Source organism: Sulfitobacter sp. TCYB15, assembly GCF_040435955.1.
Classification (GTDB): Bacteria; Pseudomonadota; Alphaproteobacteria; order Rhodobacterales; family Rhodobacteraceae; genus Sulfitobacter; species Sulfitobacter pontiacus.
The window spans coordinates 1-23,790 of the sequence record NZ_CP159193.1 but is presented as its reverse complement, the minus strand read 5'-3'; the positions used below and the strand labels follow the sequence as shown (position 1 = coordinate 23,790).

Genomic DNA, 23,790 nt, shown 5'->3' with positions numbered 1-23,790 from the left:
GTAAATTTCTCGCACCATCTAAGTTGGTTGACAAGTTCACCTGGTGCGTGTTATGTTCTCGTTAACCACAACGGGAGAGCAACCATGCCAACTACAGAGATCGGGAAGGAACTTCGAAAACTACGAATTGACGAAGAAGAGCGACTGATCGATATGGCGAGCCGACTTGAAAAGTCTTCATCCTTCGTTTCAGCCGTAGAAACGGGAGGTAAGCCGCCTCCGGTGGGTTTTGAAGATTTAGTCATTTCGGCTTATCGACTAACAAATAATGCTGCGACAATATTGCGTAAGGCGGCGGACCTTTCGCGCAAGGCTTTTACGATCCAGCCAGAGAGCGATTTGGGCAAAGAAGCTATTGGCTTGATGGCCCGCCGCATGAACTCCAAGATGGATGCTCTGACTTCCGAGGAGCTGGAACATATACTTTCAATCCTGCGGAAGGGAGACGCCAGTGGTGGGTAATATCGAAGACTATAAAGCACCTCCCACCAGTTGGGCAAAAGTCGACGCCTTGGCAGACAGCTTGCGATCGAACCTCAAAATGGAGCGGGAGACGAGAATCCCGATCGTAAATGTTGTAGAGAAGATACTCTATGAGCAACTTGAGCTTTTTGAGTTTCAGGTTCGAGGTCGGGTGGAAATGGGATCTGCTGAAGGCCTCACATGTCCAAAGGGAGACTTCATCAGATTTCGCGAAGATGTTTACGAGAGTGCTTGTGATGGTGGGGTCAGAGCAAGGTTCACATTTGCCCATGAGCTCGGACATTTCTTTATGCATACAAATGTGCCGCTAGCTCGCGCGCTGCCAAGTGAACGGCTGCCCGCGTATAGGTCCGCAGAAACGCAGGCTAATCGGTTTGCCGGCACATTGCTAATCCCCGCCGCGCTGCTCACCTCACAGCACACGGTCGAGCAGATTATGTCTGAGTTCGGTGTGTCGAAACCAGCAGCTGAGTTTAGGCTCTCAGGTCTAAGAAAAGATGGAGTGCTTTAACGAAAGAAAGCTCAGGTTGCAGCCCGAGCCTTCAAACGAATTCTGTATCGTGCAAAAGGGGCTAGACGATGCAGAGCCACCTCAGAGCACAAATCAGTGTCCTCGCAACACCGGTTTGTACATCACTTTGAGGGAAATGGCAAGATACGCCCTGAGGAGATGTGGAATGACAAAGCGTCACATGCCACCACCGCCGGGATACCGGTACGTTTTTCGCCCTTGGCGGACGTGCCCTAAGACCGGCAGCCGGCTCTATGCGAAAGCATTTGGGTTTCGCGCTTGGCCAATTCTGGTCCCAGAATAGGCTATCGCGATAAAATCATAGGTGGGCGGATATCCGCCCGCCTTAACACTCAACTTGCCATAGAAGGAAAACGAAATGGCTAAAGGAACCGTAAAGATTGGCCGAAGCGCCAAGTCCGGCCGCTTTACAACCGTAAAGCAAGCCCAAACAAGAAAATCGACACATGTGGTCGAAACTATAAAGCGGAAGTAGCGATAACTGGGCAGCCGCGGTTTGCGGCTGTCCTTCAATTCGATGATTTGAACGCCGTCCTCTTTCCGTGTGCAATGCATGCCGTAGTTTGCCGCTTGGTTGCTTCGACGAATGAGGGGGGGCGCGAAAAGGGCCGCCGTGATGCGGCGTGTTAAACCCACTGATGAAGTCGCATGCGAGAATTTATGGGGCGATAAGGTGGCTTGAGACCTCTACTGTCGACGGAGTGTCCAGAGAGGGAAGGTCCCTCTTTGGTCCAAGCCGGATAGGCTGCCAGGGGGTGCAGGGGGAGTGGCGAACGATGACCCTGCGAGTGGGGATGAAAGGGGTGGGCGAAACCTCCCTTTCTCGGGCTGAAAGCCCCTTGAGGGTTTGGGAGAGCCGGGCGTCTCCCAAGGCTGCCGCAGGCGGCCGGGGGTCCAGGGGCTTGCCCTTGGCGAACGCGTAGCTCGAACGAAGAACCGAAGGGCCGAAGTGCGAGCTACTTAGTGAGTAAAAAACTCGCGCTAAGATATGGGCACGAGTCGTTTTGGCTCTAAGCAAACTGTGCGCACCCACCACATAGCCTCAGTGCAGCTTATTTGAGGCCGACTTTCATATTTATAATGGGTGGCAGGTACGAATTGGAATTGCTTGAAAGTCACGGCATCAAAAGAGAAAGCTTAGTAATTGCACGATTGAGGCTTACACTATTTTCCGCCGCATCATGGGGACGCCAGGAGGTTGAAACAAAATTCGATAAACTATAGTTATAGTTCACGCCAGTTGCTGCATCACTTCTGGCACTAGGTGTCAGATCATTTCGAATACCCGCATTGGAGGAGGCCTTAGCAAGTTCAACAAGATACTCTTTTGCATTAAGGACCGTCATTTCGATATCTGGCCTAAGCCGGGCGGCGCTGACTTTCAAGAACGAACCAATACCTACAGTGTCTGCTAATAGCCAAGATTCAATTTCAGTCCGTGCTATGCAGAACAGCATGTTATCAGGTAGGGGCTCTCGAATTTTTGCGGAATCTAGCCAATTCTTCCTGAGTGACGGCGGGCATTCAGCGTTATCCAAATCGGTTATGATTAGCACGGGGGATCTTTGTGCTAGATTATGAAACTTACTCAAGTTCTTCTTGATGTAACCAAAGCCTCCGTAAACTTTTCCAAGTTCTTGACTGCTGGTTCCAGCTGGACAGCACTCCAATATAAGCCTTTGCGCTACTGCTCTGCTTAATACATCTTCAATACAATAAAAGACGTTCATAGTGAAAAATCAAGCTGCCCAGTTTTTCTGGCGTTCGGCAGGACAGCTTCAGCTGGCGAAAGCCCAGCACTGAGCGCGGCTTGCTCGTCTTCAGAAACGCTTCGAATGGTCGATCCGTCTTCGGATGGTGACAATACCACTATCCCTCGAGGGTCAATCCCCGAATTTGAGAGTAGTGCTTCGCTGTGCGTAGTTACGATAAATTGTCTGCCACTTCTTGCCTTAGATTTTACAGAGCTCATTATTCGTGGAAGCTGAGCGACAATCTCTTCATTGAGAGATAGTTCCGGCTCCTCCAAGAGCAGAGGCGAGCTGCCACCCTCCTGCAAAAGCCAGAGGATCGACATTATCCTGAGGGTTCCATCCGAGAATTGATCTTCTCGTTGTTTAGCGCCTTGTGGCCGATGGTGTCTAAACCTTATTTCTAAATGCGGATGCCCGGTGACATCGTCTTTTAAGAACTTAAGGTCTTCTAATTGTGGCACAACCGTTCGCAAAGCACCTTCGATACGTCTTAGTCGAGCGTCTCTTGTGCGCTGGGTAGTCCGAGCAATTCTCAACATAAACGCTTGACCAAATGGATCATCGTCAATGACCCGTCCACCGATTTGGTCCCCAAATTTTAATAGCTGAGGGACAAGATGGACGTAGGTGGCTCCAGACAGGAAATCGACCAATTCCCGAAAGTTTGCGTTCGCACTGATTTGTTCGATATGTGTTTCACGAAGTAGGAGTTCATCCTTTTTTTCTGCTTTTCCAGGTCGATCAATTAAAACCTTGGAATTTCCCTCAGAGTTAAACTTCGTAACACGCTCCCTCGTAACCAGCGGTTCACGCTTTCCCTTTGGTGGAATGTTGAATCCGAGCTCGTATTGCCAAGCTAATAAGCCATCATCATTTACAATATCGATCTCTATTAGAATTTCCGTGTCATTTCTAGCGTGGAGACACCGAATCTTACCGACGCCTCCTCGACTATCTATGGCGTCTTGAAGCCCACCACCACGGTGCTTCGCGATATCCCTTAAGAATCTGACGGCGTCTAGCAAATTTGACTTTCCAGAAGCATTCGGCCCAAGGATATAGACGGCTTCAGGAAGATCTAAGATCTCTCCAGACTTGAAGTTCCGCCAATTCTTAAGCTTCAACCGACTGATGTGCATTGCAATTCCTAAAAGATGTCTCGAAATATTCTAGCGAGAGGGTGGGCATTAAACAAGCTTTCATAAACCCGAACTTTAGGCTGGGTATCGTGAATACGAGTGTCGGTTATTGCTTGTTCTGTCTATTAGTTGCCCAGCCAAGGTGAACGTGAACAGTCCATCCCAACCGCTCGGCGTATGATGGAGCGTTGCTCGACTTTCGTTGAGGCAAAATCTTTCATCTGAAACCTTCAACCCGCTGAAATTATCATCTCAAAATTTGCATAACCATTTTCTCATCTCCACCACCAAGGAGATTAAAAGAATGGACGGCTCAAACTTCAACACCCGCTACCCCGTCGTGCTGCGTTTCGAGGGGATCGGCCCCGAAAACATTGCCGGATACGAAAAACACCGCAAGAGGGTGGGGGGCGATACCGGTCACATCCTGGAGCACCCGCCGGCTCCAAATCGCCGCCTGATTGGCTCCGAAAATTGGGCGGCAGAAGCTTTAGCTGAGATTGCCGAAATAAAGGCACAGAACTTCGCGGCCGAGCTTGAGGCGCTCGAACGGCGTAACCGTAAGAAGGACATTCAGAAGCGGCTGGCGGAAGGACCGCATAACCCTTGGCGTCCTACGCGGCACGGTCCAATGCGTGAGGTGATTTTGACGGCCAACAAAGAGTGGTTCGATGCTGACCCTGCAGCAGTCTTCGATGAAGGTGTCGAAAACAACCAAAGGATTGCGGATTTCGAGCTGTTGTCGATTGCTTGGCTGAAAGAACAGTTTGGCGATGACGTCATTCACGCCCGCGCAGACCTTGATGAAGAAGCTTATCACATCCACGCCGTAATCATGCCGCGTGTCTGCGTGGAGATGATGCGCACGGACAAGGCAACGGGCGAGAAGAAAGTCATCGCGACCCGGAAGATGCTTCAACCATCAAAGTTCGACGTAATAGAAGACTACGAGCACGCTCAGGATAGCGTCGGCGCGTGGTTTTCCAAAATCGGTCTCGAACGCGGTGAAAAGCGCAAGGAGGCGTTCCGCCAGGCTGTCGCCCAAGGTGAAACGCCGCCGCCAAAACGGATGCATACAAAAACGAGGGACTGGCGGCGCAAGAAGGATAGTGAACTGGCCAAGCGTGAGCATGATCTTGATGCTCGAACTGACGCGGTCGAGGAAAAGTCGGCGGAGGCGGACGCCATCATCGACATAACCGAAGCCATCGCGGACGGCGTTGTTGATCCCTCGGCTGATGGAACAGTGGCAATCGCACCGGTGAAGGGTCGCGAGAATGACCCAGTTTTCCTGAGAGCACAAAACAAAGCGAGGCAATCGCCCATGGGCGCAGCGCGCGTTGCGAAAGCCTTCCGCCGCGGATGGGGCGCAATGTTCAAGAAAGCGCGCACGGACGCCTTTGAGCGGGTTTCGGATGAGTTCCGCGCTGCCAACCGAACATTAGAGGAGGCGACATCAATGCTGGCGAAGATCGGGGCCACTCTCGGCGATGGCTTCACCGGAAATGTAGGCGCGCTCTCGGAACTTGCTCAGCGACTCAAGAAGGCAGTTATCGCGGGAAATCTTTCACATGAAAGAGCCGAAAAAAGAAGTTCTAACAAAGACAATGGTTTAGGAGATTGACCGTTTTTTGTTGCCGTAAAAGTCACCGCACGCCGATTTGCTCTCCCATCTTTTTTTTACGCAGCCCAGACATTCCGCCCGGGCCTGAACTTATTAAGACAGAGGATTATTAGATGAACAACCGCATGCAAGGAAAGCCTTCCAAAACCACCCGTAAGAAACGCGCTGACGTGCCGATGAGCGCAGCGATGCAGGCAGCGATGTTCAAGGTCGCCAATGTTGCCGCGAACTTGTCCAGAAAAGATGAAGCAGCCCAGCAAGCTGCGCGCAAAGCGATTGCAGACACTATCGAGGAATGGATCTCATTCCTGACGGAACATGATCAATCGGCAGTTGATGAGTTCTACTATGAGATCAGCATGCTTGCCTCTGTTGGTAATCGCCGCCGCATTTCCAAACACGCGCTTATGCCCACAACGGTCGCCGAACGAGTTGAGGGCGATTTGCAAAAGCAAAAGGAAGAAGCTGAAGCAGCGAAAACGCGAGCTGCAGAAGGCGATAAAGAGGGCGGCGCGCCAGTTCCGGCATAAGCTCAGGCGCAAACCTCAAGATTAGTTCGCCAAAGTCCAAATCCCCCTCCCGCAACCAACTTCAGCGAATAGGCCGCAGTCGAAAGACCCGCGGCCTTTTTGCTGTCCGCAAAGCTCAATAGTTCCAGCAGCTTACCTTGGCAATCGAGCTCGTGATGTTCCTTCTGTTCGTTCCAGCTCACCACCACCGTGTCGATCAACGTGTGAAGCTCATCAGCCGCTGAACCGGCAACTACCTCATCCGACAGCGTGCTGGCGAGATCAGCCACGTAGGCCCTGTAGAGGGACGGCAGGTCTTCCGGTAGGTCGACCGGAGTGGGGACCAGTGCTTCCCGCTCGGCCCGTAGTACTTTTGGACCTGTCACGGTTTTGTGCCGCCCCAAGTGCTCGTTTAAGCCACTTTCCTTTCGAAAGCGACGGGGCTTTTCCAGCCCAGTGCTGAGTGGCGGCGACGCGGATTGTAGAAGCCATTGATGTATTCGAAGATGGCCATCTCAGCCTTCCGCCGCGTCTTCCAAGGGTGCCGCCAAATCAGTTCAGCCTTGATGGTTTTGAAGAACGTCTCAACGGCAGCGTTGAAGCTCCTATATTCGTCAAGCCTTGATCTGGGACGATTTTGGGACGCAAAGCTGGCTATAAATTTCGCGCACGATGTAGCGTTTTAGGCAACGAATAATCTCGCTCTTGCTCTTCCCGTCTTTTGTGCGTTTCTTGACATAAGCCAGTGTCGGTTCGTGGCTTCGCATCCTGACAATGGCAACACGATAGAGGGCAGCATTGGCCTGGCGATTGCCGCCCCGGTTCAGTCGGAACCGATGTGTTTTCCCACTCGATGCCGGAATGGGACAAACCCCGCAAAGCTTAGCGAAGGCAGCCTCTGATCGAATGCGTGTTGGATCATCGCCAACGAGGATCAGCATCTGTGCGACCGTCAAAGTGGCAATGCCGTGGGATGCCATTAACTCTGGTGCGCGTTCTGTGACAAGCCGTTCCAGTTCCTTATCGTGCGCAATAATCTCTTCGTGCAGCCACAGCCAACGACGCGCCAATGCACGCATGGCGGCTTTAGCAGAGGCCAATGGATTGTCGATATCACCAGGTCGAAAGGCGGCGATGTGCCGGATTAGTGCGATTTTCCCACGGATATGATTCAGTGCGTCGCGCAAATCGGCGGGTGCATTTATGATCAGTGTTTTCAGGGTGACCATTGCCTGCGAGCGCGATTTAACTGCGGTATCACGTGCAATCTTCAGATGGCGAATCATTTCTGATGACCCCGTCTGTGTCTTCGGTCGTGCCGTAGCTTGCCCAGAAAGAACGGAACGTGCGGCACCTTCCGCGTCCAAACTATCTGTCTTGCCCTGCGTGTATCGCAGTTGCCGATTTGGACGCGTGACCTCAATGACATTGTGGCCGTGGGCGAGCAACGATCGCGAAAGACCTGCGCCGTAAGAACCGGTGCCTTCAATCCCGAATGCCTGAACTTTCCCAAGAGACTGAGACCAACGCTCCAATTCTAAATACCCCTTCGGATTGGTTGGAATGGAGAGCGTCGCTAAGCGGGTGCCTTGCGTATCAATCGCCACAGCGACGTGGCTGGCCTTGTGCGTGTCGATGCCGATAATAACTGGGTGTGTGGTCTTCATGATGCCCTCTTTGCTAAGAATGCCCAGGCACCGATCCGAGGGGACAGGACTGTGATGGGGCGTACCCGTCAGGCTCCTATAAGGTCACATCTCGCCCGTTGCCGGGGCGACTTGATGGTCGACACGTCAACGCAATGACACGCAGTCAATCGTAACATGGGTCAGGCCATCAAGCCGCAATACCATACTCACAATCATAGCAATTTCCCTTGCCAGACATCGACACCTTGAACCCGTGCTGGCGCAGGATCTTCTGGTAGTCGTGCGAACAATATTGCGACCCACGATCCGTGTGATGGATGCAGTCCTTGGGCGGCTGACGGAACGCGATGGCCATCTTCAAAGCCCTGATCGCAAGGTCGCGTTTCATCCGGTTCGAGACCGCCCAGCCAACTACACGCCGTGAATGCAAGTCCAATATCACAGCCAAGTACAGCCACCCCTCGCGCGTCCAAATATAACTGATATCGCCTGCCCACTTTTGGTTGGGCGCATCAGCGTTAAAGTCACGATCCAGCAGGTTTGGCGCGATATTGAACTTATGATTGCTGTCCGTTGTCGCCTTGTATTTACGAGTTCTTACGACCGATATGCCGTTCTGACGCATCAGCCTGCCTACGCGGCGGTGCCCTACATTCAGACCAATTTCCTTCAGCTCTTCGGTCATACGCGGCCTGCCACTCTCGGGACATTGCTGCGCAATACCCTGCCGTGCAGTGCATAACTGCCCAAACTGAGACGGGATTGTTCTTCCCCTCTCGGGACATCACTGCGTGATGCCCTGCCGGGCAGTGGATATGGGCCAGCGTGACCAAATCAGACCGCTGCCTGCGGCTGGCTGGACGGCTACGATGCGCCCGCAAACCACGCGGGCTGACTGCCATAACCCGGCACATCAGATTGATGGAAAATGTTGTTCGGTGTTCTTCAATGAACTTAAACCTCACGGCTTTTGGCTCGCAAAGAACACCGTGGCCTTTTTTAACACTTCCCGCTCCTCCTTGAGAATGCGGTTCTCACGACGCAAACGGTCATTCTCTTCGGCAAGGCTAAGATCCTCTTTTGACACCACATCCGTGTCTCGATGTGCAGTGATCCATTTGTTCAGCGTCGACATGCCGACGCCCAGATCGTCAGCCACCTGTTTGCGCGTCAGTCCACTGGTTAGCGCGATACGCACCGCATCAGCGCGGAATTCATCTGTGCGTTTCAGTCCCATAGTTAGTCTCCTTTGTTGCAGTAGATGCTATCAAAGGAGCGGCATCAAACCGCGACAGGTCCACATCGTGTCGGCGCAGGGCCTCACCGGTCTCGTGCTCTTGGGCTCGGACCTTTTCTACAAACGTCTTCCGAAAATCCTCATAGGCGGCGTCTTGCATCAGACCTGTCCGCAGACCGCTCAGGATGCTTTCGGCAGCGTCGGTCTCGGACAGGCCGGGCATGCCGGTGCAGACAGCCTTGCCCTTCTCTTTATGGTTGGCACAGTAATAGCGTCGGCGCGCGCCTTTGCCCGCGACAGTAAGGTTGCCGCCGCATTGGCCGCAGCTCAGCAGTCCTGAAAGCAGATACTTCCGTCTGCGGGCCCACAATATCGAACACTCGATGAGCAGGCGCGGGAATTGCCATGACAATGCGCGCGTCCATTGTCCTCAGACCAATGGCGGACAAAGACTTGCCTGAGAGCTTCTTCAACCTGCTCAAACGGGAACGCGTCCGGCGTCGAACATATAAGACCCGCGAGCAGGCCAGACAGGACATCTTCGACTACATCGAAATGTTCTATAACCCGAAACGCAAACATGTCAGAAACGGTATGCTGTCGCCTGTCGACTTCGAAAACAGACAGTCCAATGTGAACCCAGAAGGTGTCTAGGAAACCAGGGGCTATTCAGTCCTGCTCAAACTTCACCGTGAAACTGAGCGATAATGCGAGACGCAGTCGCTTCGTTGATAGCCAAGATCGTATTGTAAAGAGTTGCGATTCTTAGCAAAGACTTAACGTCGACGTCGTGGGGCATGGCTGAGAGTGGGTCGATGAAGAAGAACAGAGCATCAAGGTGTCTCTCGGTAATCATTGCCCCAATTTGTGCGTCCCCGCCCAGAGGCCCGCTTTTAAGGCAGGTAATGTCCAAATGTTGATTGTCACCGAGAACTGACCCGGTATTTTCACCGAGACTTGACCCCCCCAGTTGTTATGTTCTTTGCTTTATGATGGCGTCAATGCCGCTTTCTCCTTTCGTTTTTGTTTGGCTGTCGTCGAGCTGGCCTTGAACCGATAGCTGTCGTTGCCGGTCTCGAGAATGTGGCAACGATGTGTGAGGCGGTCGAGGAGCGCAGTGGTCATCTTTGCATCACCGAACACGCTGGCCCATTCACTAAAGCTCAGGTTGGTTGTGATGACGAGGCTGGTGCGCTCGTAGAGTTTACTCAGAAGGTGGAACAGCAACGCGCCACCCGAAGCGCTGAACGGCAGATATCCCAGCTCATCCAGGATCACCAAATCAGCTTTCACCAGCACCTCAGCGATCTTTCCTGCCTTGCCTTGGGCCTTTTCCTGCTCCAAAGCGTTGACCAACTCGACCGTGGAGAAGAAGCGCACACGCTTGCGATGATGCTCGATTGCTTGAATGCCGAGGGCGGTAGCGACATGTGATTTTCCCGTTCCAGGGCCCCCGATCAGCACTACATTCTCAGCCGCGTCCATGAACTCGCATCGGTGAAGTTGGCGGACCAAAGCTTCACGGACTTCGCTGGCACCAAAGTCGAAGCCAGAGATGTCTTTGTATGCCGGAAAGCGTGCTGCCTTCATGTGGTAGGCAATGGAGCGCACCTCACGTTCAGCCATCTCGGCTTTAAGCAGCTGCGACAACATGGGGATCGCTGCATCGAAAGCGGGCGATCCCTGCTCATGCAGGTCCTGCACGGCCTGTGCCATGCCCGGCATCTTCAGGCTGCGCATCATGATGACGATGGCAGCACCGGCGGGATCATGACGCATGACGTGTTCCTCCTGTAGTGCGTAGCCCGTCATATCGTGCGACATTGGCCTCGGGCTCCTTATTCAAAGAAAGGGCCGCAGGCGGGGTCACATCGGGCTGGTCTACCGGTGCGCCATCCACCAGCCTGTGAAGTAGGTTCAAGACATGGGTTTTTGTTGGCACGCCCGCATCCAGCGCCATTTCCACCGCGCAAAGCACGGCCTGTTCGTCATGGTGGAGCACCAAGGACAGGACGTCGACCATCTCGCGGTCACCACCTGGCCTACGCAACATATGATCCTGCAGCTTCCGGAACCCTTCTGGCATCTCAACGAAGGGCGCCCCGTTGCGCAGCGCGCCGGGTTTGCGTTGAACCACCGCCAGATAATGGTGCCAGTCATAAATAACGCGCCCTGGCTGACGGTGTGAGCGTTCAATAATGCGCTCATGCGTGCAGACCACATGGCCTTCGGCGACGACGACCAGCCGTTCAGGATAGATACGGAGACTGACAGGGCGGTTCGCAAAGCTGGCAGGCACTGAGTAGCGATTACGGTCGAATGCTATCAGACAAGTGGGGGATACCCGCTTGCTCTGCTCGACAAAGCCGTCAAACATTGTGGGCAGTGGCATCAGCGCGGCCTTCTCGGCGTCCCAGACATCCGCAATATTGCCAGGCAATCTGCCATGCGGTGTCTCGGTCCACAGAAGCTTGCAGCGCTCCTCCAGCCATTCATTCAGCGCATTGAGGTTCGGAAAGGCGGGCATGAGTTGCCAAAGCCGTCGTGCTGCAGGCACGCCTTTGGCGTGATGGCGGGCGTCGCGCACATTCTTCTCAACCTGACCTTTCTCCCACCCTGCCGCGGGATTGCAGAACTCAGGGTCAAAGACATAATGGCTGGTCATCGCAAGGAACCGTGCGTTTACATCGCGCTTCTTTCCGACGCCAATCCGGTCGACGGCTGTCTTCATGTTGTCATAGACGCCACGCCCCGGAACACCCTCAAACACCCGAAAGCCATGCCAGTGGGCATCGAACAGCATCTCATGCGTTTGCAGCCGATAGGCCCGGACCAGAAATGCGCGGCTGTGTGACAGCTTGATATGGGCGACCTGAAGCTTGAGGCGCTCGCCCCCGACATAGGCCCAGTCCTCGCTCCAATCGAATTGGAACGCCTCGCCTGGCTGAAAGACCAACGGCACGAAAACACCACGGTCAGTCGTATGTTGACCACGCTGTCGTTCGCCCTTCCAGTTCCGCACGAAGGCCGCGACACGCTCGTATGAGCCATCAAAGCCGAGCTGAACCAGATCCGCATGCATCCACTGGCTGACAGTGCATTGCCAAAGGCAATGTCACGAGAGGCTGCTTGGCCGTTCGCCGTTCCTTCCGTGATTTACGCTGCTCAGAAAGCAACCAGTCTGTCAGCTTATCAGCATAAGGGTCCAACTTGCTCGGTCGGTCCAAAATCTGGAACTCGGGCTCAACTATCCCTGTCCGCAGATACTTCTTGATCGTGTTGCGAGACACCCCTGTCCGGCGCGCAATCTCGCGGATGGGCATCTTGTCTCTCAGAGCCCATTTCCGAATAATCCTCAGAAATCCCATGTCTAACACTCCAATAGCTCCCAGCTGATTCAAGCAGGGGAAAGGTTGCACATGGGTCAATTCTCAATGACAATTTCTACAGTTGCCGGGTCAGTTCTCGGTGACAATCAACAAGTGGGCGTCAGAAAGCATGGAGGGGGTGCGGGTGCATCCGCCCGGGACCGGGATCATGCACACGATCAATCTCGAACAGCTTGCCACCGTGTTGGAGGTTGGCAAAGACGGTTTTGCGCATCCCGACATGTTATTGGGAACAGACAGCCACACACCGATGATCAACGGCACGGGGTGATGGCATGGGGTGTTGGTGGGCTTGAAGCGGAAAGCGTCATGTTCGGCCAGCCGGTATCGCTCGCGGTGCCGAAAACAGTCGGCGTGCGATTGATCGGGTGCCTGCCCGCGGGAAGCTTTGCAACTGACCTCGCGCTGGAAGTGACGCACAGGCTTCGTGAAATTGGGGTGACTGGCGAATTTGTAGAGTTTTTTGGCCCCGGGGTTGCCGGTCTAAATGCCGATGCGCGCGCGGTTGTCGCAAACATGGCACCGGAATACGGGGCATCAACCGGGTATTTCCCTGTCGATAAAACAACAATCGACTACCTTGAGCGCACTGGTCGTAGTGCAACCCTTTGCGCGCGGATCGAGCCCGCGTTTCGCGCCATGGGGCTTTGGTTCGATCCAGATGCCACACCGGCTTTCGACAGGGTAGTAGAGATCGATTTATCGACCATTGCGCCGATCATCGCCGGCCCACGTCGGCCCCAAGACAGATGCGCGCCCCGCGATGCCCAAACGCGGATAGAGAATGCAATCGGGCGACCGCTTGGACACATCGACAAGGGTGAAGGCTGCACCCCCGACGGCGCAGTGGCGATTGCGGCGATCACCAGTTGCACCAATACTTCTGATCCATCGCTTCTTGTTGCTGCTGGCATTCTGGCACGAAATGCACGGGAAAGGGGACTGACTTCGGCACCATGGGTAAAAACATCCCTCGCCCCCGGCTCCCCCTCGGCGCAGGCGCTATTGCGTCGCGCAGAACTGGACGGTGACCTGTCAGCGCTTGGGTTTGATGTCGTCGGATTTGGCTGTACCACCTGTATCGGAAACTCCGGCCCGCTACCGGAAGCAATCGAGATCGCTCTAAACGACGGAAAGGCGGTTGCCGCTGTCTTATCGGGCAACCGAAACTTCCCCGGACGGGTGCATCCCAAGCTTGATCTTGGCTTTCTTGCGTCGCCGCCCTTGGTCGTGGCCTATGCCGTGAAGGGCGATTTGAAAGGAGATATTGCGACTGATCCATTAGGGGTCGGAGCGCACGGTGAGGACGTCTTTTTGGCCGATATCTGGCCCGATGCAGAGGATATAGCAGCGGCTTTGACCAACGCACAAAGCGCAGATGATGTATCTCGCGCCTTTGCCGGTGCAAGCCAAAGTGCGGCCTGGAATCAAATAGATGCGCCAAACCAAAGCCAGTTTCCGTGGGACGCGGCATCGCGCTCCCTCAGGCCCCCGAAATTCGCGTCGGCAGTGCAACCGACCCGGCTGGGTCATTATCAAGCAAAGCCACTGATGGTGTTGGGCGATGATATCACGACCGATCATATCTCTCCGGCGGGTGCTATCTCTACCGATAGCGCCGCCGGCCAGTGGCTGATTTCTCACGGTGCCAAGTGTGATGACTTGAATGTCTACGCTGCCTACCGCGGCAATTGGGAGGTGATGCTCCGAGGTTTGTTTACCAATAAACTGGTCCGCAATCTTCTACTTGATGGGTTGGATCCTCATGAAACCGTCCTCGAAGACGGGCGGGTTATGCCAGTGTTCAAGGCTGCGGAAGCAATGGCGCAGCGCAGGGACAACGCAGTGCTGCTCGCAGGAGAGCGGTATGGTATGGGATCAAGTCGGGATTGGGCGGCCAAAGGGGTTGCGCTTCTGGGTGTCAGAGCTGTTATCGCACGCAGCTTTGAGCGGATCCACCGTACTAATCTGATCGGTATGGGAATTTTGCCTGTAAAAATTATTGACGATTTTGACCCGCAATCTGCTGGCTTGTCAGCGTTAGACACTTTGGAAATTGATGCGTCATTTGCAAAAATAGGTGTCCAGAAAGAGGTACCAGTTCGACGTTACCGACCAAATGGATCTGTGCAAAGTATTGCGTGTCGCGCCGCCGTGGAAACGCGACACGAGGTCGAACTCCTCCGAGTGGGTGGAGTGTTGTCTGGTATCCTGACATCTTGTTTGAGTTGACATATTGTCAGGCGTTTTTGACAGAAAACCTGCTGAGGCCACCACAGCTGGTCAAATGCTCTGCACCATTTGACGAATGACCGGTTTGGTGAAGCCGCGTTGGGGCAAGGTAAGGTGGCACCGATGTCCGGAGAAGGCCGACTTGGGCCGATTCTGCGAAGCGTAGAAAAGGCAGATATGCATCGCAAACGTCGCCAAATTTCATAGCGACGTTTGATTTCATTATGAAACAGAAAAGTCAGAGGCCCCGAACGCCTAGACTATTTCAGGAACTGTTCGGCGACCAGCGATTGTTGCTTTAGTCCATCCGGATCAAGGCCAGTCTTTAGTTTGCTGAAGTCTTCGGACCATTCAGAAGTCCGCGTGCGGACAGGAGGCTGTTGTGAACCCATTACCTTCATGACAATCGCAGCGACCTCATCCGCGGTCTGGTAGATACCCGTCTCTTGGCGATTTTGAGAACCCGCAATATATTTTTGAAGGATCGGCAGGTATTCGTCCTCCAACATGCCACCCGTCTGTTCGACTTGCTCCAACACCGTATTGGCGAACTCAGAAGCTATGCCGCCTGGCTCAACGGCGGTGAAGTGGATGCCGAACGCTGGGGTGATGTAGCTGGCCATTGCCTCTGTCAGGCCTTCGACAGCAAATTTCGCGCCGCAGTAGATTTCGTTGAACGGCTGACCAACCAAGCCACCGACAGAACTGATGTTGATCACATGGCCGGCGCGGGCTTTGCGCATGTGTGGCATGACCGCCTTGATGCAGCGCGTGACGCCTGTGTAGTTGATGTCGAGGATCTTTTGGATATCAGTTTCCTCGGCCTGCTCCAGGCTGCGCACATACCCCATGCCAGCGTTGTTGATCAGCACATCAATGCGGCCCTGTTCGGCAATAACGGTATCGACTGCTGCGTTGACAGAGTCCGCATCCTGCACGTCGAGTTGCAGCACGTTCAGCGATACCCCCGCAACCTGTGCAGCCGCATCAAGAGTGCCGCGTTTTTGTGTGTTGCGCATGGTGGCATACACAGTGTGTCCTGCCTGTGCAGCCTGAACGGCGGTGGCCACGCCAAGGCCAGTGGATGTGCCTGTGATGAGTATAACTTTCGGCATGGTTTGATCCTTTTGATTGCTATTTTGCGATCGAAAGCCAGACCCGCTCAAGGGTCTGTTCGATCAGTGTTTCGGGGATTTTCTGACCTGAAAGGACGGCACTGCGTGCGAGCTGCATGGCGGGAGCGACCAACAAAAGTGAAAGCAGACTGGTATCAAGATCGGCCAAAGTGCCGTCATCCACCCCGCGTTTTAGGAGTGCCGCAATATCAGCGGCATATTTGTCTGTGATGGCTTGTTGCTCTGGTGAGAGTATCTTTGCAGCACTCACATAATCGAGAAACAGGAAGTCCTGCGGGCGGGTACGCACAAAGTCGAACATCGCAAACCACATATTTCGAACAAGTTGCGCGCTGTCGGTCTCGACCTGGTGTTTGGTGACGGTGTGGTGGAAGTCTGCCTTGAGCTCCATGTACACCTTCCGGAGCATGTCATCCTTGTTTTCAAAATGGACGTAGATCGTGCCTGCCGAGACCTTTGCCCGCGCAACGATGCCTGCTACATTTAACGAGGAAATCCCGTTTTCCACAACTTCAGCGACCAAAGCGTCGCGGAGTTTTTCTCTGGTCTCTGATTTGCTCAGTCTTGGCATTTATCATCCTCACCGCAGGCTATGGTCAATTAAGGTAATGAATATTCATTATCAATATCGGTGTAGCAACTTTTCCTGCTTTTGTATGTTTAAGGTTTTAGGTGAGCGACCGAAGCACTCAACGTGCGGATGCTGCTGGCCAAGCGTAAGGCTCGACCTTCGCAGGTCACATGGCTATTGGTTCAGTCCGTGCAGGTGGCTTGCAGCTAAGTTCTGCCAAGGGCCATAGTGACCGTCTTGCAAAGCAACGTTTGCCCGCACTGCTGACCTCATCCTGCTAAATTATGCTGCACGATGCCACCGATGGCTGTCTTGAGGAAGCAACAGCCTAGCGATGATCAGCCCAACGAGTGGCAGTTTAGGGCCGTAAGCGGCCGCCTGTCCTAAGCGAATGCAGTTGTAAACATAAAATGCGGAGCTGATTGGGGCGGGGGTAAGGGTCCAGTCCAATGTCATGGGCAATGGCCATGGAGTGATTGAAGGCTAATTGGAATATTCACTCGGATCTGAAAGGGGAGGCGGCAAGCTTGGCGCGATCCTATAGGCCCTCCGTATTTGAGTGAATCAAATAAGTTGTTGAATTAACAGGATATCAGAATGCTTGGCCGCATCCGCGACGCGCAAACTTATGCGCGCCACGCAATTTTACCTGCTTCCCTACAAAACGCTTAAAAATCCAGGTTCTCGACGCTCAGCGCGTTTTGCTGGATGAATTCGCGGCGGGGTTCTACGACGTCGCCCATCAGCTTGGTGAACAGGTCGTCTGCTTCGGCCATATCCGCGACCTTAACCTGCAACAGGGTGCGGGCGTCGGGGTCGAGCGTGGTTTCCCACAGCTGGTCGGGGTTCATTTCGCCCAGACCTTTGTAGCGTTGCAGGGACAGGCCTTTTTCACCTTCGGCAAGGATCGCTTCAAGCAGGTCCATGGGGCCGTGGATCAGCTGGCTACGGTCTTTGCGCACCAGTTTGGCGGGCGTGCCGTAGACGTCTTGCAGATGCTCTGTGAACCCGCCCGAGCGTTTGGCCTCGCCCGACCGCAGCATACGACCGTCGAGGGTGCGCACCTCTTCCACGCCGCGCAGGATGCGGGCGAGGCGGACGCCGTGGTCTTGGGTGATGCGGCCTTGCCAGCCACGTTCCCATTCCAATGCGATCAGGTTCAGACGCTCTGCGACCTTGTCGGCCACGCCTTGCAGATCAGCATCGACCGCGCCCGGCACAAAGGCACCGGCGATGGCGGCCTGTTCCAGAATATGACGGGGGTAATGGGTCGGGAAAGCTTCAAGAACACGACGCATCTGGCGGGCCAGATCGACAACGCGGGCCAGATCCTGACCTGTGATTTCCTCGCCATTGCCCTGTTTTAGCATAGCGCCTTCTATGCCTTGCTGGATCAGGTAGTCCTCCATCGCGGCCTGATCCTTGAGGTAGACCTCGGACTTGCCACGCGACACTTTGTACAAGGGCGGCTGCGCAATATAGAGGTGGCCGTTCTCGATCAGCTGCGGCATTTGACGGTAGAAGAACGTGAGCAACAGCGTACGGATGTGTGCGCCGTCAACATCCGCATCGGTCATGATGACGATCTTGTGGTAGCGCAGTTTATCGATGTTGAATTCATCGCGGCCAATCCCGGTGCCGAGCGCCATAACAAGGTTACCGATTTCCTGACTGCCCAGCATCCGGTCAAACCGGGCGCGTTCGACGTTCAGGATCTTACCTTTCAGTGGCAAGATCGCCTGTGTCTGGCGGTCACGGCCCGTTTGCGCAGAGCCACCGGCGGAGTCACCCTCCACCAGAAAGACTTCGGTTTTGGACGGGTCTTTTTCGGAGCAATCCTTGAGCTTGCCCGCAAGGAAGTTCACGTCCATCGCGGTCTTGCGGCGGGTCAGGTCGCGGGCCTTGCGCGCCGCTTCGCGGGCGTGGGCGGCTTCGATGATCTTGCCGACGACGATCTTGGCAATCTGCGGGTTTTCTTCAAACCATTCGGCCAGCTTTTCGTTCACCAGGCCTTCGACGGCGGGGCGCACTTCGGAGCTGACAAGCTTGTCCTTGGTCTGCGAGCTGAACTTGGGGTCGGGCACCTTGACCGACAGCACGCAGGTCAGGCCTTCGCGGGCGTCATCCCCGGTGAAGGATACTTTTTCCTTCTTCGCGATACCTGAGGACTGCGCGTAGTTGTTGATCGTCCGCGTCAGCGCCCCGCGGAAGCCCGCGGTATGGGTGCCGCCGTCACGCTGCGGGATGTTGTTGGTAAAGGGCAGCACGTTTTCATGGTAGCTGTCGTTCCACCACATCGCGACTTCGACGCCGATATCGTCTTTCTCGCCCGAAATGAAAATCGGTTCGGGCATGACAGAGGTTTTCGACCGGTCGAGGTATTTCACGAATTCCTTCACGCCGCCTTCATAGAAAAGCTCGGTCCGCAGAGGTTCGGCAGGGCGTTCATCAGTCAGGATGATGCGCACGCCGGAGTTCAGGAACGCCAGTTCGCGCAGACGTTTTTCCAGCGTCTCGAAGCTATAGTCGAGGTTCGAAAACGTCTCGGTCGAGGCCATGAACCGGACTTCGGTGCCGGTGCGTTCGGTGGGGCCCACGACCTCTAGGTGTTTGGTGGTGAAACCGCCTTCAAAGCGCGCGACGTGTTCCTTGCCTTCGCGCCAGATGCGCAGCTCCAGCCAATCGGACAGCGCGTTCACAACCGATACGCCCACGCCGTGCAGACCGCCGGATACCTTGTACGAGTTGCTGTCGAACTTACCGCCCGCGTGCAACTGGGTCATGATGACCTCGGCGGCGGAAACGCCTTCTTCCTGGTGGATGCCGACGGGAATGCCGCGCCCGTTGTCACTGACCGAAACAGAGCTGTCGTCGTGAATTGTGACGTTCACCGCATCCGCATGACCGGCCAGCGCCTCGTCAATGCCGTTGTCCACGACCTCATAGACCATGTGGTGCAGACCCGACCCGTCATCGGTGTCACCGATATACATGCCCGGACGTTTACGAACCGCTTCTAAGCCTTTGAGAACCTTAATGGAATCTGCGCCATATTCCTCGGGGAGCTGATCGGTGTCGGACATATTGGGAAACCTTCTTTTGTTACCCAATTTATAGTGTTTTCCGCCACGATTGTCACGCGCCTGACACAAGATTTTGCGTTAGACGAAGGGGATGAGCAAACCTACGCAGATCAGCAGCGCACCGGCCACGATGTTGATGCGTTTCAGGGTCGCCGGGTCGGTCATCAGGCCGCGCAATTTGCCCACTAAAGCGGCGATCGCAAGGTTCCCGAACAGCGGGATCGCGACGGATGCGGCGATGATCGCGCCGACGTCCAATGCGGTGACATGGCGCAGATCAAAGAAGCCCGGCAACACACCGATATAGAACAGAACGGCCTTTGGGTTGCCCAGAATGGCCAGCAACCCGGCACCGAAACCGGCCCATGCGCCGGGGCGGGTCAGACGGTTGTCACGGTCGATCTTGGCGTCGGCATGGCGGATCAGCAACACGCCCATGATCAGGAACACGGCACAGGCGATCCAGCGCATGCCAAGCATGAACATATCAAACACCGACAGGATCCAGCTGATGCCAAGCACCGCCACCAGCGGCCAGAGCATATCTCCGATCGCCACCCCAAGGGCGAGCGGCCAAGCCGCGCCAAACCCGCCCGACAGCGCGCGTGCCATAATGGCAAGCCATACAGGGCCCGGGGTCAGAAACAGGATCACGAGCGCGCCGCAGTACAGCAGCAGATCGGGCAGGGCGATGGTCATGGAAGCATCCTTGCAGTTGAAAGGCCGAGGGTCTCTGTCACCTCAAGCCGTTGTGCGCGGGGGCCGAGCGTATCGAACAGCTCTTCTCCGGTACCGGTCATCCAGGCTTGGGCACCAAGGGCGCACAGTTCGTCATAGAGCGCGGCGCGACGGTCGGCGTCCAGATGGGCAGCGACCTCGTCCAGCAACAGCAGAGGCGGTGCGCCGAAATCAGCGGCCAATGCGCGGGCGTTCGCAAGGATCAGCGACACCAGCAGGGCCTTCTGCTCTCCGGTTGAACAATCGCGCGCGGGCACGTCCTTGGCGGCATAGACCCCTTCAAGATCGGCGCGATGCGGCCCGATCAGGGTCCGTCCCGCTGACAGATCCCGCATCCGGTTATCGGCGAGCGCCTGACGCATCCCCTCGGCGGTGGTGGGCATGTCGCAGATCAGATCAAGCGTCGCGGTGGGAAAGGCGGTCTCGGCCTGCGCCTGCGCCTCGGTGATGGCTTGCAAGGTAGCAACACGGTTGGCGTGGATCGCGCTACCGGCTTCGGCCATTTGCTGTTCCAGCGCGACATACCACGACGGTTCGCGCACCATGTCTTTCAGCAGGCGGTTGCGTTCGCGCATGGCCTTTTCATAGGCAAGCGACTGATCTGCATGGTCAGGCAGAAAGCTCAGCGTCATGCGGTCAAGGAAACGGCGGCGACCTTCGGCGCCTTCGATCCACAGACGGTCCATCGACGGGATCAGCCACAGCACCCGCGCAATGCGCCCTAATCCGGTCTGCGCCGTCGCCTTGCCGTCAATCCGCACCTGCCGCGCAGCACCTGCTTCTGACCAGATCTCGACCTCGTGGATCTGGCCCAGACTGTGCAGATGTGCGGTGATCTTCCAGCCAAGCGCCTCTGGCCGGCGCGTCATATCCGACGCGCTTGACCGGCGCAGGCCGCGGCCGGGGGACAACAAAGACACGGCTTCCAGAATATTGGTCTTTCCCGCGCCATTGGGCCCGAAAATAGACACAGGCCGCGCGTCGCAATCGATCACCGCACGTTTATGCGAGCGAAAATGCGACAGCGTCAGCCGGGAGAGGTAAAGGCCGCTCATACGATTGGTATGAATGCGTTAAGATGTTCGACGTAGCCTGTCAGCGTCACACACGCATCGGCATAACGACATAGACCGCAGACATGTCATTGCCTTCGCGCATCAACGTCGGATCACCGGAGGAGTTGAACAGGAACACGGCGTTTTCACGATCCACCTGGCTTGCGATCTCAAGCAGGTATTTCGCGTTAAACCCGATCTCCAGCCGTTCGTCGGCATAGGCAACGACCAGTTCTTCCTCGGCGGCACCGCTGTCAGGCGCGTTGACGGACAGCACCAGACGATCTTCGTCCAGTTGCAGCTTGACGGCGCGGGACCGTTCGGAGCTTACGGTCGCAACACGGTCCACGGCGCGGGCGAAATCGCTGGCGTCGACTTCCATCTTCCGGGTGTTGCCCTGCGGGATCACGCGGGTGTAGTCGGGGAACGTCCCGTCGATGACCTTGGAGGTCAGAGTGATGTCCGGTGTGGCAAAGCGGATCTTGGTCTCGGACACGGAAACGGCGATTTCCATATCGTCGTCGTCCAGCAGCTTGCGCAGCTCGCCCACGGTTTTGCGGGGCACGATCACGCCGGGCATTTCGGCGGCACCCTCGGGCATGGGCGCGTCGATGCGGGCCAGACGGTGGCCATCGGTGGCAACGCAGCGCAGCACCTTGCTGCCTTCGCTGTCCGAAATATGCATGTAAACGCCGTTCAGATAGTACCGTGTTTCTTCGGTCGAGATGGCGAATTTGGATTTGTCGAACAGACGGCGCAGCACGGGGGCAGGGGCCTTGAAGTTCGACTGGTATTCAGAAGTCGCCATGACGGGGAAATCTTCGCGCGGCAATGTCGCGAGCGAGAAGTTGGAGCGGCCTGCTTCGACGGTCAGACGCCCCGCGGCGCTGTCGGCGGTCAGGCTGATCAACGCGCCATCAGGCAGCTTGCGCACGATTTCATGCAATGTGGTCGCGGAAACCGTGGTCGCACCGGCACGTTCGACCTGCGCCGCGGCCTTGTCGACCACTTCGATATCCAGATCGGTCGCGCGGAACGACGCGTCAGAGCCTTCGGCCTCGATCAGCACGTTGGCGAGGATTGGGATGGTATTGCGGCGCTCTACCACGGATTGGGCCTGTGATACGGCCTTAAGCAGCGCGGCGCGTTCAATGCTGAATTTCATATGCCATCTCCATTCCGGCAGTCCGGGAGGGCAAACTACCCGATACCAATGTATTCACAAGAGTTTTGTTGACTTTTCAGCACGAAACGAAGGCCCGTCAAGGCCTTCGCGTGTCTTCTGTGCAAGCTGGTGCTCTTAAGCCTCGAGAGAGCGGCGCAGCAGTTCCAGATCTTCGGCGATCTGGCCGTCGTTCTGCTTGAGCTCTTCGATACGTTTCACGCCGTGCATAACGGTCGTGTGGTCGCGCCCGCCAAAACGGCGGCCAATTTCGGGCAACGATCGGCTGGTCATTTTCTTGCACAGATACATGGCGACCTGACGCGGGCGGGCATAGCTGCGCAGACGCTTGGGGCCGACCATGTCGCTGAGGCGGATGTTGTAATGCTCGGACACTTTGCGCTGGATCTCTTCGACGCTGACTTTGCGTTCAGAGGCGCGCAGCACGTCGGCCAGACAATCCTGCGTCAGGTCCATGTTGATCTCGCGGCCGACAAGCGATGCAAAGGCGAACAGACGGGTCAACGCGCCTTCCAGCACACGGACGTTGGTGGTGATGCGATGCGCCAGGAACTCGAGCACACCAGCTTCGACCTCAAGACCGGGGTAGTTCTTGCGCTGCGCTTCCACCTTGTTTTGCAGAATGCCAAGACGCAGTTCGTAGTCGGTCGGATGCAGGTCAACGACTAGACCGCATTGCAGACGCGATTTTACGCGATCCTCAAGATCCTTGATCTCGCCCGGGGCGCGGTCTGCGGAAATGATGATCTGTTTGTTCTGATCCACGAGGGCGTTGAACGTGTGAAAGAATTCTTCCTGCGTGCTGTCCTTGCCCGCGATGAACTGAACATCGTCCACCATCAGCACGTCGACCGAGCGGAAGATTTCCTTGAAGTCCATCATCTTGCGATCACGCAGCGCCTGCACGAAGCGATACATGAATTGTTCAGCCGACAGATACAGCACGTTCAGTTCGGGTTTGCGGACCTGAAGCTCTTGCGCGATGGCGTGCATCAAGTGGGTTTTGCCCAAGCCGACACCACCGTAAAGAAACAGCGGGTTGAAGGTGACGGGGCCACCTTCGGCAACGCGACGTGCGGCGGCGTGGGCCAGTTCGTTGGGTTTGCCGACAACAAAGTTGTCAAAGCTAAAGCGGGCGTCAAGCGGGGCGGCGTTGATCTGGCTGTTCGCAGGCTGGGCTGCGGCGGCGGGCTTGGGGCGGGCTGGGGCAGGATCAATGGCGGCGGGCTTGTCCTGTGGGGCGACCGCGAATTTCAGACGGCTGATGCTGATGTCTTCGGACTGCATTTCGTGCAGCAGCAGATCGGCGAAGTTCTGGCTGACATAGTTGCCAAAGAAATTGGTCGGTACGAACAACGTGCAAATGCCGTCTTCGATGGGGCCAACAGTCAGCGGGTCAATCCAGGTAGTAAAGTTGTTCTGTCCAACCGTCTTTAAAAGCCGGTCCCGAATTGTCGTCCATTCTGCCTGCATCAT

18 protein-coding genes and 5 pseudogenes are annotated in these 23,790 nt (G+C 55.6%); 6 read left to right on the top strand and 17 right to left on the bottom strand.

Translation table 11 applies throughout. The features are described 5' to 3' along the window. Positions 1-84 precede the first annotated feature (84 nt). Both ABM428_RS00115 and ABM428_RS00110 read left to right on the top strand, forming a co-directional pair. Positions 85-462 (top strand): hypothetical protein, encoded by a 378-nt coding sequence (locus ABM428_RS00115; protein WP_353628040.1) that lies wholly within the window; start codon positions 85-87, stop codon positions 460-462. Further along, positions 455-994, top strand: a complete 540-nt coding sequence (locus tag ABM428_RS00110) for an ImmA/IrrE family metallo-endopeptidase (RefSeq protein ID WP_353628039.1) — start codon at positions 455-457, stop codon at positions 992-994. Before ABM428_RS00115 ends, ABM428_RS00110 begins: the two co-directional genes overlap by 8 nt. Positions 995-2,130: 1,136 nt before the next feature. On the opposite strand, the gene ABM428_RS00105 is transcribed toward ABM428_RS00110, so the two are convergent. Beyond that, positions 2,131-2,745, bottom strand: coding sequence for a hypothetical protein (locus ABM428_RS00105; protein ID WP_353628038.1), 615 nt, complete (start codon positions 2,743-2,745; stop codon positions 2,131-2,133). After that, positions 2,742-3,908 (bottom strand): AAA family ATPase, encoded by a 1,167-nt coding sequence (locus ABM428_RS00100; protein ID WP_353628037.1) that lies wholly within the window; start codon positions 3,906-3,908, stop codon positions 2,742-2,744. The genes ABM428_RS00105 and ABM428_RS00100 overlap by 4 nt, the downstream gene beginning before the upstream one ends. Positions 3,909-4,212: 304 nt before the next feature. Here ABM428_RS00100 and ABM428_RS00095 point away from each other — a divergent pair, with 304 nt between their 5' ends. Both ABM428_RS00095 and ABM428_RS00090 read left to right on the top strand, forming a co-directional pair. Then, the gene (locus tag ABM428_RS00095) at positions 4,213-5,532 is read left to right on the top strand and encodes a plasmid recombination protein (protein ID WP_353628036.1); all 1,320 of its coding nucleotides are present in this window, start codon (positions 4,213-4,215) and stop codon (positions 5,530-5,532) included. A 113-nt stretch (positions 5,533-5,645) separates the two neighbouring features. Further along, positions 5,646-6,062, top strand: a complete 417-nt coding sequence (locus ABM428_RS00090) for a hypothetical protein (RefSeq protein WP_093734356.1) — start codon at positions 5,646-5,648, stop codon at positions 6,060-6,062. A 2-nt stretch (positions 6,063-6,064) separates the two neighbouring features. Here the strand turns inward: ABM428_RS00090 and ABM428_RS00085 are convergent, their stop codons facing one another. The 5 genes and pseudogenes from ABM428_RS00085 to ABM428_RS00065 all read right to left on the bottom strand — a co-directional run bounded on the left by ABM428_RS00085 (position 6,065) and on the right by ABM428_RS00065 (position 9,297). Beyond that, positions 6,065-6,331: a hypothetical protein gene (locus ABM428_RS00085; RefSeq protein WP_353628035.1), complete on the bottom strand. Its 267-nt coding sequence runs from the start codon at positions 6,329-6,331 to the stop codon at positions 6,065-6,067. Positions 6,332-6,453: 122 nt separating this feature from the next. After that, positions 6,454-6,639 (bottom strand): annotated as a pseudogene (locus tag ABM428_RS00080) (IS3 family transposase); the annotation flags it as partial. 16 nt (positions 6,640-6,655) lie between these two features. Next, the gene (locus tag ABM428_RS00075; RefSeq protein ID WP_037943496.1) at positions 6,656-7,708 is read right to left on the bottom strand and encodes an IS110 family transposase; all 1,053 of its coding nucleotides are present in this window, start codon (positions 7,706-7,708) and stop codon (positions 6,656-6,658) included. Between the two features lie 193 nt (positions 7,709-7,901). Further along, positions 7,902-8,927: pseudogene (locus ABM428_RS00070) on the bottom strand (IS3 family transposase); the annotation flags it as partial. Further along, the gene (locus ABM428_RS00065) at positions 8,905-9,297 is read right to left on the bottom strand and encodes a recombinase zinc beta ribbon domain-containing protein (protein WP_240790927.1); all 393 of its coding nucleotides are present in this window, start codon (positions 9,295-9,297) and stop codon (positions 8,905-8,907) included. The pseudogene ABM428_RS00070 and the gene ABM428_RS00065, both read right to left, overlap by 23 nt. Here ABM428_RS00065 and ABM428_RS00060 point away from each other — a divergent pair. After that, a pseudogene (locus ABM428_RS00060) lies at positions 9,284-9,581 on the top strand (IS3 family transposase); the annotation flags it as partial. The gene ABM428_RS00065 and the pseudogene ABM428_RS00060 sit on opposite strands and share 14 nt — an antisense overlap. 25 nt (positions 9,582-9,606) lie before the next feature. Here ABM428_RS00060 and ABM428_RS00055 read toward each other — a convergent pair. The 3 genes and pseudogenes from ABM428_RS00055 to istA all read right to left on the bottom strand — a co-directional run bounded on the left by ABM428_RS00055 (position 9,607) and on the right by istA (position 12,295). Next, positions 9,607-9,897: a methylglyoxal synthase gene (locus tag ABM428_RS00055; protein WP_132998422.1), complete on the bottom strand. Its 291-nt coding sequence runs from the start codon at positions 9,895-9,897 to the stop codon at positions 9,607-9,609. A gap of 17 nt (positions 9,898-9,914) precedes the next feature. Continuing rightward, a complete protein-coding gene (gene istB / locus ABM428_RS00050; protein ID WP_288960644.1) occupies positions 9,915-10,706 on the bottom strand; it encodes an IS21-like element helper ATPase IstB in 792 nt (263 codons plus the stop codon). Then, positions 10,696-12,295, bottom strand: a pseudogene (gene istA, locus ABM428_RS00045) (IS21 family transposase). The gene istB and the pseudogene istA overlap by 11 nt, the downstream one beginning before the upstream one ends. A gap of 130 nt (positions 12,296-12,425) precedes the next feature. Between istA and acnA the strand changes: the two are divergent. Next, positions 12,426-14,548: pseudogene (gene acnA, locus ABM428_RS00040) on the top strand (aconitate hydratase AcnA). Positions 14,549-14,808: 260 nt separating this feature from the next. Here acnA and ABM428_RS00035 read toward each other — a convergent pair. The 7 genes from ABM428_RS00035 to dnaA all read right to left on the bottom strand — a co-directional run bounded on the left by ABM428_RS00035 (position 14,809) and on the right by dnaA (position 23,790). After that, the gene (locus ABM428_RS00035; protein WP_353628034.1) at positions 14,809-15,663 is read right to left on the bottom strand and encodes an SDR family oxidoreductase; all 855 of its coding nucleotides are present in this window, start codon (positions 15,661-15,663) and stop codon (positions 14,809-14,811) included. Between the two features lie 19 nt (positions 15,664-15,682). After that, positions 15,683-16,255: a TetR/AcrR family transcriptional regulator gene (locus ABM428_RS00030; RefSeq protein WP_235183663.1), complete on the bottom strand. Its 573-nt coding sequence runs from the start codon at positions 16,253-16,255 to the stop codon at positions 15,683-15,685. A gap of 668 nt (positions 16,256-16,923) precedes the next feature. After that, a complete protein-coding gene (gene gyrB / locus ABM428_RS00025; protein WP_005850135.1) occupies positions 16,924-19,338 on the bottom strand; it encodes a DNA topoisomerase (ATP-hydrolyzing) subunit B in 2,415 nt (804 codons plus the stop codon). A 78-nt stretch (positions 19,339-19,416) separates the two neighbouring features. Next, entirely contained in the window at positions 19,417-20,037 is a 621-nt protein-coding gene (locus ABM428_RS00020; RefSeq protein WP_005850134.1) for a LysE family translocator, read from the bottom strand. Further along, positions 20,034-21,131: a DNA replication/repair protein RecF gene (recF, locus tag ABM428_RS00015; RefSeq protein WP_353628033.1), complete on the bottom strand. Its 1,098-nt coding sequence runs from the start codon at positions 21,129-21,131 to the stop codon at positions 20,034-20,036. The genes ABM428_RS00020 and recF overlap by 4 nt, the downstream gene beginning before the upstream one ends. 46 nt (positions 21,132-21,177) lie before the next feature. Then, on the bottom strand, positions 21,178-22,296 hold the full coding sequence (dnaN, locus tag ABM428_RS00010) for a DNA polymerase III subunit beta (protein WP_005850131.1): 1,119 nt from the start codon (positions 22,294-22,296) through the stop codon (positions 21,178-21,180). 135 nt (positions 22,297-22,431) lie between these two features. Beyond that, the gene (dnaA, locus tag ABM428_RS00005) at positions 22,432-23,790 is read right to left on the bottom strand and encodes a chromosomal replication initiator protein DnaA (protein WP_005850129.1); all 1,359 of its coding nucleotides are present in this window, start codon (positions 23,788-23,790) and stop codon (positions 22,432-22,434) included.

What these genes read in the sequence shown, in the direction of transcription:
- ABM428_RS00095 (WP_353628036.1), top strand. Translation starts at nt 4,213, where the DNA reads ATGGACGGCTCAAACTTCAACACCCGCTACCCCGTCGTGCTGCGTTTC.
- ABM428_RS00100 (WP_353628037.1), bottom strand. Translation starts at nt 3,908, where the DNA reads ATGCACATCAGTCGGTTGAAGCTTAAGAATTGGCGGAACTTCAAGTCT.
- ABM428_RS00020 (WP_005850134.1), bottom strand. Translation starts at nt 20,037, where the DNA reads ATGACCATCGCCCTGCCCGATCTGCTGCTGTACTGCGGCGCGCTCGTG.
- dnaA (WP_005850129.1), bottom strand. Translation starts at nt 23,790, where the DNA reads ATGATGCAGGCAGAATGGACGACAATTCGGGACCGGCTTTTAAAGACG.
- ABM428_RS00035 (WP_353628034.1), bottom strand. Translation starts at nt 15,663, where the DNA reads ATGCCGAAAGTTATACTCATCACAGGCACATCCACTGGCCTTGGCGTG.
- recF (WP_353628033.1), bottom strand. Translation starts at nt 21,131, where the DNA reads ATGAGCGGCCTTTACCTCTCCCGGCTGACGCTGTCGCATTTTCGCTCG.
- ABM428_RS00090 (WP_093734356.1), top strand. Translation starts at nt 5,646, where the DNA reads ATGAACAACCGCATGCAAGGAAAGCCTTCCAAAACCACCCGTAAGAAA.
- ABM428_RS00115 (WP_353628040.1), top strand. Translation starts at nt 85, where the DNA reads ATGCCAACTACAGAGATCGGGAAGGAACTTCGAAAACTACGAATTGAC.
- ABM428_RS00075 (WP_037943496.1), bottom strand. Translation starts at nt 7,708, where the DNA reads ATGAAGACCACACACCCAGTTATTATCGGCATCGACACGCACAAGGCC.
- istB (WP_288960644.1), bottom strand. Translation starts at nt 10,706, where the DNA reads ATGCGTCATGATCCCGCCGGTGCTGCCATCGTCATCATGATGCGCAGC.
- gyrB (WP_005850135.1), bottom strand. Translation starts at nt 19,338, where the DNA reads ATGTCCGACACCGATCAGCTCCCCGAGGAATATGGCGCAGATTCCATT.
- ABM428_RS00105 (WP_353628038.1), bottom strand. Translation starts at nt 2,745, where the DNA reads ATGAACGTCTTTTATTGTATTGAAGATGTATTAAGCAGAGCAGTAGCG.
- ABM428_RS00030 (WP_235183663.1), bottom strand. Translation starts at nt 16,255, where the DNA reads ATGCCAAGACTGAGCAAATCAGAGACCAGAGAAAAACTCCGCGACGCT.
- dnaN (WP_005850131.1), bottom strand. Translation starts at nt 22,296, where the DNA reads ATGAAATTCAGCATTGAACGCGCCGCGCTGCTTAAGGCCGTATCACAG.